Origin of the sequence: Bradyrhizobium acaciae (assembly GCF_020889785.1) — a bacterium.
GTDB lineage: Bacteria > Pseudomonadota > Alphaproteobacteria > Rhizobiales > Xanthobacteraceae > Bradyrhizobium > Bradyrhizobium acaciae.
This window is the reverse complement of the sequence record NZ_JACMYK010000215.1, coordinates 1-9,322: the sequence shown is the minus strand read 5'-3', so window position 1 is coordinate 9,322 and position 9,322 is coordinate 1. Positions and strand designations below refer to the sequence as shown.

Below are 9,322 nucleotides of genomic sequence, written 5' to 3'. Positions count from 1 at the left end.
CGTCGCGATCGGCCGCGTCGTGCTGCAACGGATCGGCCGCGGCGCCGATCGCGCGCTGATCGCGTTGATCAAGCCGGCCCCGCATCTCGCTGCCAGACCGGCGGCGCCGATTGCGCCTCAGCCGGTTGAGCCGGAAACGCCGGTCACCGCAGCGACGGCACCGCAAGAGGCCGCCGCTGTTGAGCCGCCGCCGGCGCCTGCCGCTATCGAGCAACCAGCCGTGCAGGATGAAGCCCCCGCACCGGCCAGCGAAGCGCCGGCCACCTTCACGCTGTTCGATGCGCTCGATCCACCGGCGGACGAGGCAGTAGCCGAGCCGATCATCAGTCCAGCTGAATCCAGGCCTGCGCACGCAGCTCCATCGCTCGCGGCAACAGAAGGCGCGCACGTGGAGACGGTGCCCGTCGAGACCGCGGCATTCGACACCACGCCTGACATGACGCCCGCTGTCGAGGAGCCACTGTCGGAAGCGCTGATCGAGGCGCCTATGGAAGCGCAGGTCGAGGAGCCCGTGCACGCGGCTCCAACTTCCGCGGCAGCAGATGAGGCGCACGTCGAGACTGCGCCTCGCGACACCGCGCCAGACGAAACGCCCGCCGTCGAGGAGCCGCTGTCGGAAGCGCTGATCGAAGCGCCCGCTGAGGAGCGGGTCGCAGCACCTGCGGCGGAGCCCGCCCCCGTCCCCGAAGAGACCGCAGCTGCGCCCGCTTCGGAAACAACAGCACCGCCCGCCGATCCCGTCCCCTCGCCCTATGCGATCGCGGATCTGCCCGTGCCACCGGTCGCCGAGCCGGAGCCCGTGGCATCAGCACCAGCAAAACCGCCATCCTGGCTCGACGAGCCGGTGCCGGTGCGGCGGCATCCGCTGCGCTTCATGTGGCAGATGGACCATGAGGCCCGCTTCTCGCTCGGCTCCGACGAATTCACCCGGCTGATCGGCCTGCACGCCGCGGCCGGCTTCGGCCGGCTGTGGAGCGACATCGCCGAGAGCTTCGGCGTCGATCCCGAAGGCCGCGTGATGCAGGCGTTCGCCAGCCACGACACCTGGAGCGGCATTACGCTGAACTGGCCGGTCGACGGCGGCGGCCGCTTGCCGGTCGAACTGTCCGGCCTGCCGATGTTCGACCGCAACCGGAATTTCGCCGGCTATCGCGGCTTTGGTGTGTGTCGTGATCTCGACGGGCTTGCGCGACTCGCCGCGTTGCGCCGCTATGAGTTCTTCAGCGGCTCGATCGTGCCGCAATCGCTGTCGGCCGACGCCGCGCCGGCGCCGCGCACCGCTGCGCCGCCACATGAAAGTCCTCCGCCACACGCGGAGCCGCCGCCCGATACCAACGCAGCCGCACTACCCGAGGAATTGACCGAGCCGACAGCAGCAGAGACTTCACACCAAGCCGATCCGGATCACGCCGTGGAAACGCACGAGGAAACGCAGGAAGTGCGTCACGACACACCGCAGAATGTGGTGCCGTTCCGTCTTGCCGGCGACACCCGGCCGCCCTCGCTGACACCTGTCGAGAACAACGCCTTCAACGAGCTCGCCCGCCAATTGTCGGCGCGGCTCGAGAGCGAGGCCGGCCTCACGGCGCCCACCAACGACAGTGCCACCGCGGAGCCGATCGCCGACGAGCCGTCCGCAAGCGAGCCGCCGCAAGAGGCTGCGTCTCTGCAGGAAAAGGTGACGCAGCAGGAGACGCCGGCCGAGCCGCCAAAGGCCGGCTGGCTCGCGGCGGCCGAGCCCGCGCCGCACGCCAGTTCCCGGCGCGACCGCGCGCTGCTCGATCTCTTGCCGGTCGGCATCCTGGTCTACCGGCTCGACCGCCTGCTCTATGCCAATCACGCCTTCCTCGCCCGCATGGGCTATGACAGCCTGCACGCGCTGGAAGCCGCCGGCGGGCTCGATGCGCTTTATGTCGAGCCCGGCGTCTCGCAGGCGAGCAGCACCTCCGGCACCGGCACGCCGGTCACGATCTCGGCCAACCAGAACGGCCAGGCCGAGCAGGTGTCCGCGGAGGCGCGGCTGCACACCATCAACTGGGACGACGAGTCCGCGCTGGCGCTGATCTTCTCGCGCACGCTGGACGAAGACACCGCGGTCGCAGCCGCCCTCTCCGATCCCGAACCGCCCGCGATCGTGGAGCCGGTGCTGGCGCCACCGCCGCCGCAGGCCGGCCATGCCGACGCCGAGGAGCTCGGCGCGATCCTCGACACCGCCGCCGAAGGCATCATCATGTTCGATGCCGAAGGCAACATCCATTCCTGCAACCGCAGCGCCGAAGCGCTGTTCGGCTATGACGGCGACGAGTTCGTCACGCACAATCTCGCCGACCTGTTTGCGCCGGAAAGCCGGCACGGCATCTTCGACTATCTTTCCAGCCTGAAATCGGCCGGTGTCGCCAGCCTGCTCGACCACGGCCGCGAAACGCTCGGGCGCGTCCGCCAGGGCGGCATCATCCCGCTGTCGGTGACGATGGGCCGCACCCGCGCCGACGGGCCGAACTTCTTCGCGGTGTTCCGCGACCTGTCGCAGACCAGGAAGAGCGAGGGCGAAGTGCGCGAGGCGCGGCGGCTCGCCGAACGCGCCGCCAACGCCAAGACCGACGTGCTGGCGCGGATCAGCCACGAACTGCGCACGCCGCTCAACGCCATCATCGGCTTCGCCGAGGTGATGATATCGGAGCGTTTCGGCGCGCTCGGCAACGAGCGCTATGTCGAATACATGAAGGACATCCGCGCCTCCGGCGAACGGGTGATCGCGATCGTCAACGACCTGCTCGATCTGTCGCGGATCGAGACCGGCAAGCTCGATCTCGCCTTCACCAGCCAGAACCTCAACGAGATGGTGGAGAGCTGCGTCGCGGTGATGCAGCCGCAGGCCAACCGCGAGCGCATCATCATCCGCACCTCGCTCGCGCATACGCTGCCGCCTGTTGTCGCCGACGCCCGCGCGCTGCGCCAGATCACGCTGAACCTGATCGGCAACTCGATCCATCTCGCCAATGCCGGCGGCCAGGTGATCGTCTCGACCGCGCTGTCGGATTTCGGCGAGGTGATGCTGCGGGTGCGCGACACCGGCCAGAGCCTCAACGACAACGAGGTCGCCGCCGCGCTCGAGCCGTTCCGGGCGCCGACGCCATCCGACCAGGCCGGGTCCGGCGGCGTCAGCCTGTCGCTGACCAAGGCGCTGGTCGAAGCCAACCGCGCCAAATTCCAGATCCGCACCGGCGGCCGCACCGGCACGCTGATCGAGGTGACCTTCGCCCACGCCGCCGCGAGGGCGTGAGGCGTAACGTTCCGCGAAGTGCTTTTCGCCGTGTCTCCATGTAATGGAGGCACCGACGCAGGGGCTCCCTCCCCCCTTGCGGGGGAGGGTTGGGGAGAGGGGTGCCGCACGGCGCGCTCTCTCCTCTCAACATCCGTTCGAGCAACGCGCAATCGAGATTGCAAAAGCGCGATCGACGTCTTGCATCACGCCCCGGGGCCCCTCTCCCCACCCTCCCCCGCAAGGGGGGAGGGAGCCTGAGATGCGTGCTCACCTCACCTGGCTTCGTGCAAGCAAGCACGGATGACCTGCCCGACACTGCGAAAATCTGTCGCGCCTCTTCCGCGCGGCACGGCATAAATCTTGCTGCAATTCAGATCGTTTGAATAATTCATTGCCACATGGACCGCCCGCTTTCCGGGCATTGGATCTGGCGGATGCGCTGTCTCGTTGTCGCCGATTTGCACTACTCGTTGCCGCAGTTCGACTGGCTGCTGGCCGCGGCGCCGCAGTTCGATCTCGTGATCTTCGCCGGCGATGCGCTCAATCTCGGCTCGGCGGTGGATTACCGCGCCCAGATCGTCGTCGTCACCAAATACCTCGCGCGGCTCGCCGGTCTCACGCGCGTGATCTTCTGCTCGGGCAATCATGATCTGGACGAGCGCAGCGCGGACGGCGAGAAGATCGCGCGCTGGGTCGCCGGCATCAGGGAGTTCGGCATCGCCTGCGACGGCGACAATCTGACCATCGGCGACACGCTGTTCACGGTGTGCCCGTGGTGGGACGGCCCGATGGTCAAGGCGCGGATCGACGATCAGCTGCGCGCGGCGGCGGCGATGCCGCACGGACGCTGGGTCTGGGTCCATCACGCCCCGCCGGCGGATTCTCCGACCAGCTGGGGCGGCAAGCGCTTCTTCGGCGACGTCGAGCTGCTGCGCTGGATCGAGCGTCATCATCCGGCGATGGTGATCTCGGGCCACGTGCATCAATCGCCGTTCATCCCGAGCGGCTCGTGGTTCGACCGGATCGGCGCGACCTGGGTGTTCAACACCGGCCTGCAGCCGGGCCGGCCGCCGGTCTACATCGTGCTCGATCTCACCCAGGAGAAGGCCTTCTGGCTCGCCGCCGGCGACGCCCAGATCGTCGATCTCAATGCCCCCCTGCACCGGCCGGCAACGCCGCTCAGCGAGGCGCCGGACTGGCTCACATCCTTGGATCGGATTGCCGATCCGAGCCTGGCGCGACCTGCATCGGCGGCAGGTTGATCATGCTCTGCAGCACTTCGCCGACCATCGCCAGATGGGTGCCGTGATCGGCATATTGGTGCATCAGGTCGGCAAGATAGGTCGTGGCGACGTTCAGCCGTTGCGCCAAAAGCTGCGCGATCAGCAGCGCCACCGCAGGCTGCTCGCGCAGGAACGACGCCGCGTCGTCGAATTCATAGAGCACGCAGTCGGACGCCGCACGCACCCTGGCGCTGTGCGGCCTGTCGAGCAGGACACTCATCTCGCCGAACACCGCGCCAGGCTCGTCGATCACGGCGACCAGACTATCGCCCTTCACGACTTCCACCTTGCCCTCGAGCAGCACGAACAGATGACCGGTCTTGCCGCCCTCCTCGATGAAATCCGTGCCGGCCGGCAGGCTGCGCCTGGCCCCGCCCGTGCAGTGATCAAGGATCGCTCGCATGCTATTCGCCTCCGTCTAAGCCAGACTAGGCAGAGATGCCGTCGAGATGAAACGGATTAGCTGGGCGATTTGCTCAAATTGTCGGCAGGTGCGGCGGAGAATAGGTCGCTTGAGGTTACGAGACCGAGCCTTACCCCGATGCGTTAAGCCCTGTAGCTTCGGAGTGAGGGACGCACCGGCGGATAGGTTCCCTCCCCCCTTGCGGGGGAGGGTTAGGGAGAGGGGTGTCACACGGCGAACTCTCTCCATTCGGCGACGACGCGACCGAAATTGCGAGAGCAAAGCACTCGGCAACATCTCGCCCGGGGCTCACCCCTCTCCCCGCCCTCCCCCGCAAGGGGGGAGGGAGCCTGAGAGGCGTGCTCACGTCACGTCGCCAGTTCGCAAGGTCCGCGGCTCGGATCGCGTAGCGACGCCTACTGCTTGATCTCCAGCGTCTGGCGCTTGCCGGCGGCGATCGAGAATGGCTTCTCGACCTTCTGGCCGTCGGCATAGATGGCGACCGCGACATAGTCGCCGGCGCTGAGCGCGACGTTGTAGGCCGCATCATAGCTCACTGAGATGCGCTTGCGCTCGTCGTTGAGGTCGCGCTCGGCGCTGAGGATGTCGATCTCCTGGGCGCCGTCGGCCTTGATCCCGACCACGCCGGCGTTGAGGTTGACGTTGATCCGGGTCGGCGCGCCGGACTTCACCTCCGCACGCACCGTTCCCTTGGCCTCGCCGACCACAGCCGTCACGTCGTAGCTGCCGCTCGGCAGATCGAACCTGGACTCGGCGTCGTATTCCTGCGCAACCTTCTCGCCCTCGTCGCCGTCGGCCTTGGCGGGCTGACGGACCGCGACCACGATATCCTTCTCAACCTTCGGGCCGCCCTCGGCGTAAGTCGAGGTCACGATCAGCTTGCCGACATCGAGGCTGAGCTGGACGTTGCTGGAATCGCCGGCGGCGACCGAGAACGGCTTGCTGGTCTTCGACTGCCCCTTGGTCAGGGTCAGCACATAGCTGCCCGCGGCGAGCACGAAGCGCGGCACCGCGTCGTATTCCTGCGCGATCAGTCTGCCGCCCTTGTCGGAGACCTGCCAGACCACGTCATCGACCTTGCCCGCACCACCGGCCACCGAGCCTTCGCTGGTGACGTAGCCGGCATCGAGGATGACGTCGAGCGCCGCCGGCTTGCCCTTCTCGACCTTGAGCGGAAACTCGCGCTTGAGCTGCCGGTAGCTCACCTCGACGATGTAGTCACCGGGCGCGATGTTGTCGGCGAACGGCGCACCGTAGAAGGTGTTGACGTGTTCGCCCTTCTCGTCGCCGGCGCGCTTGTAGATGCCCCAGTTGACATCCTCGTCGCTGATCGGATCGAGCCCTTCAGCGAGCCGCGCCACGCCGCGAATGTTCTTGCCGAGATAGGGATCGGCCGCCGCCGGCTTCTGCGGCGCCTCGCTCGCGACCTTGGTGCCCTGCGTCGCCGCCACCGCCTTGGTCAGCGCGCCGGTCAGGCTCGCGGCGTTGCCGGCATCGAGATAGACGCCGCCGGTCGCACGCGCGATGCATTGCAGCTGGCTCTTCGCCGCGGGATCGGCGACGTCGAGGCCGATCACATGGGCGGTGAAGCCGATGCCGGCCTTCTTCAGCTCGGCCGCGGCGCCGCACGGATCCGGCGCGCAGGTCTCGATGCCGTCGGAGACCAGGATCACGTTGGCCTTGTTCTCGGTCGAGTGCAGTGCCTCGGCAGCGGCGCGCAGCGAATCCGCGATCGGCGTCTTGCCCTTCGGATTGATGCCGTCGACCGCGGCCTTGATCCGCGCCGGATCGAACTTGCTGACCGGGATCATCAGCTCGATGTCCTTGCAGTCGCCCTTCGAGCGATGGCCGTAGACCATCACACCGAGGCGATCGGCGGGATTCCATTTCGACAGGATCGAATCGACCGCCTGCCGTGCTGCGGCGATCTTGCTCTGGCCGTCGACGAGGCCCCACATCGAGCCGGATGCATCGAGCACCAGAATGGTGTCGGTGCCCTGCGCCTGGGCTTGCGGAGACAGCAGAGCCAGGCCAAGCGACAGCAGGCCGGCAATGAACGAGCGGCGAAAAAAGTTAATCACGGATCGGTCCTCGATAATGGAGACAGTCGGAGGGCAAGGACGACTACGACGACGCGCCGTCCTGACACTTGGACAATCGCGACATGGGTTTGGACTAACGCGACACGCAGATGACAATTGGATTGTTTTAAGAGTTGCGATCATGGATCGCGGACGACGGAATCTCGACGGCGCTGTCGAGATATTCTGCCATCGCACGGAAGGTGCTCGGCCCGGTCGGCGCGTAACAGAAGAAGGGATAGCCGGGCAGCCAGGTCTCGCCGAAGGCGGCAATCGTGGCCTCCATGGCGCCGGCCTCGCGGATCAGGCGACAGGCCTTTTCCACCGACGCCTCGCGATCGAACGGGATCGCGGCGGCCTGGATCGCCGCGAGCCGGAAATGCGTGTCGATTGTCATGGTCTCTCGCCGCCTCAGTCGATGCCCTTGCGGACGGCGTCGAACGCGCCCCCGAGCAACTCCAGCGCCTTGACGCGCCGGCGGCGTGCAAGACGCGCCTCGCCGACCTTGCGCTCGTGCTCGCCCGCGATGAAGGCCTGGATGTCCGGCAGCGGACGAATGACGCCACGGCTGCCCCATTGGCCGTCCGGTATCTCGGTTGGAAACACCCAGACCTGCGGCGCCACATCCTCGAACGAACCGCCTGCGGCGCGCACCACCGCGTCGGTCACGTCCTTCACCAAGGCCGCGCGCGAGGCCTCGGTGTACTGCCCCTCGGGCACCGTCGGGACGATGCGATATCGTGGCGACGGCGACGGCTCGCCCGCCACATAGACGGCGGCCGGCCGATGCAGGAACACGACGGTGACGCTTTGCGCAACCTTGTTGGCCGGATCGAACCCCTCATGGCCGATCAGGATGTCGCCGAGTTCCTTGATCAGCCGCGCTTCCGCTGCCGGCTTCAGGGCTCCTTCGGGAATTGTGACGTCGATCATCGGCATTGAGAGACCTCCTGTTTGTTGCCAGCATGAGGTCTATGCGCGGGGCGTCTCCGGCAGCAGTGGCAGTATCGCCATTCTCAGAGGTAATTCGGACACCGCGTCGTCAGCCGGCCGGTGCCATGCGCGCGGCCCGCGCGAACCGGCGCTGGTATTCGCGTGGCGAGAGCCCCGTTTCGCGCTTGAACAGGCGGCGAAAGGTCGACAGGTCGTTGTAGCCGACCCGCGCACTGATCGCGTCCAGTTTGAGGCGCCTCGTTTCGATCAGGCGCTTGGCCACATCGACGCGCAGCGCCTGCAGATATTGCAGGGGCGCTTCGCCGACTGCGAGCTTGAAGCGACGGTTCAAGGTGCGCTCGCTGACCGCAAGCTCGCGGGCCAGCCTGGCGAGGCTGAAGCCCCGTTGCAGGGACTTCTCCATCAGGCTTTGCGCTTGCGCCACCAGCGCGTCGGAATGCTGCGTGTCGTGCGTGCGGCTGGTATAGGACGCCTGCGAGACGCGATTGCCGTCGATCAGCATCAGCTTGCCGGTCTCGTTCGCAACGTCGGCGCCTGCGAACTTCTCGACCAGCCGCAGCGCGAGATTGAGCGACGTGGTCACCGCGCCCGAGCAGACGATCCGGTTCTGCTCGGTGAGGATCTCGGCAACGCGCAGATCCACTGCCGGATAACGCATCGCGAATGTCCGCCCCTTCGCCCAATGGGTGGTCGCGACCCGGCCGTCGAGCAGGCCGGCCTCGGCAAGGATGAAGCTGCCGGTGCAATAGGACGCGAGCAGCGTGCCGCGCTCATGTTGCCGCCGCAGCGCAGCAAGCAGCGGCTCGACCGTATCGAGACGCGCGAAGAAACGCTCGATATCGCCGACAAAGGGCCCGGGGATCACGACCGCATCCGCCGACGACCGCGCGCTGATCGGTCCGTCGACGCCGACGATCTGGCCGGACACGGTCTGTATCGGCCGGCCGCTCAGGGACTCGACGCGCCACCGCAGCTGCGACGGCTTGCCGTTCTGATGCCTGGGCCGGTTCGCCGCCACTGAATTGGCGGCGGTGAACACGTCGACAATGCCGGCGACCCCCGAAGCGAGGATGCCGTCATAGACCCAAATCCGGATGAGTGGCACGGCCGTGTCCGATTTTACGCAAGGCGGGGTGATTCTGCCATCGCTTGTGTGACCAGGCAAGTCGCCGCCGTCTCACCGACCGCGCAACAAAACCGGTGTCGTCCCGGCGAAGGCCGGGACCCATAAACCCCAAATGCTGCTTATTGCGCGATGCTGGAACGACGAGTCCCGTTCACAATCTCCGCCGCGGCGTATGGGTCCCGGCCTCCG

At 67.0% G+C, this 9,322-nt stretch carries 7 protein-coding genes; 2 read left to right on the top strand and 5 right to left on the bottom strand.

All coding sequences use genetic code 11. The features are described 5' to 3' along the window. Both H8A92_RS38340 and H8A92_RS38335 read left to right on the top strand, forming a co-directional pair. A partial coding sequence (locus H8A92_RS38340; RefSeq protein WP_229200475.1) for a histidine kinase dimerization/phospho-acceptor domain-containing protein occupies window positions 1-3,283 on the top strand: 3,283 nt, incomplete at its 5' end. 416 nt (window positions 3,284-3,699) lie between these two features. Next, window positions 3,700-4,527: a metallophosphoesterase family protein gene (locus H8A92_RS38335; RefSeq protein ID WP_229200474.1), complete on the top strand. Its 828-nt coding sequence runs from the start codon at window positions 3,700-3,702 to the stop codon at window positions 4,525-4,527. Here the strand turns inward: H8A92_RS38335 and H8A92_RS38330 are convergent. From H8A92_RS38330 to H8A92_RS38310, 5 genes are all read right to left on the bottom strand, one after another. Further along, window positions 4,466-4,951 (bottom strand): Crp/Fnr family transcriptional regulator, encoded by a 486-nt coding sequence (locus H8A92_RS38330; protein WP_229200473.1) that lies wholly within the window; start codon window positions 4,949-4,951, stop codon window positions 4,466-4,468. The genes H8A92_RS38335 and H8A92_RS38330 overlap by 62 nt on opposite strands. Window positions 4,952-5,367: 416 nt before the next feature. Next, window positions 5,368-7,053 carry a vWA domain-containing protein gene (locus H8A92_RS38325; protein ID WP_229200472.1) on the bottom strand — a complete coding sequence of 562 codons (1,686 nt, stop codon included), beginning with the start codon at window positions 7,051-7,053 and terminating at the stop codon, window positions 5,368-5,370. A 127-nt stretch (window positions 7,054-7,180) separates the two neighbouring features. After that, window positions 7,181-7,450 carry a nitrilase-related carbon-nitrogen hydrolase gene (locus H8A92_RS38320; RefSeq protein ID WP_229200471.1) on the bottom strand — a complete coding sequence of 90 codons (270 nt, stop codon included), beginning with the start codon at window positions 7,448-7,450 and terminating at the stop codon, window positions 7,181-7,183. 14 nt (window positions 7,451-7,464) lie between these two features. After that, window positions 7,465-7,992 carry a tautomerase family protein gene (locus tag H8A92_RS38315; RefSeq protein WP_229200470.1) on the bottom strand — a complete coding sequence of 176 codons (528 nt, stop codon included), beginning with the start codon at window positions 7,990-7,992 and terminating at the stop codon, window positions 7,465-7,467. A gap of 103 nt (window positions 7,993-8,095) precedes the next feature. After that, complete coding sequence (locus tag H8A92_RS38310; RefSeq protein ID WP_229200469.1) at window positions 8,096-9,112, bottom strand: GlxA family transcriptional regulator; 1,017 nt, start codon at window positions 9,110-9,112, stop codon at window positions 8,096-8,098. Window positions 9,113-9,322: the final 210 nt, after the last annotated feature.

Bases quoted from the DNA above. Each gene is read 5' to 3' on its own strand.
- H8A92_RS38335 (WP_229200474.1), top strand. From the start codon at position 3,700: ATGCGCTGTCTCGTTGTCGCCGATTTGCACTACTCGTTGCCGCAGTTC.
- H8A92_RS38330 (WP_229200473.1), bottom strand. From the start codon at position 4,951: ATGCGAGCGATCCTTGATCACTGCACGGGCGGGGCCAGGCGCAGCCTG.
- H8A92_RS38320 (WP_229200471.1), bottom strand. From the start codon at position 7,450: ATGACAATCGACACGCATTTCCGGCTCGCGGCGATCCAGGCCGCCGCG.
- H8A92_RS38315 (WP_229200470.1), bottom strand. From the start codon at position 7,992: ATGCCGATGATCGACGTCACAATTCCCGAAGGAGCCCTGAAGCCGGCA.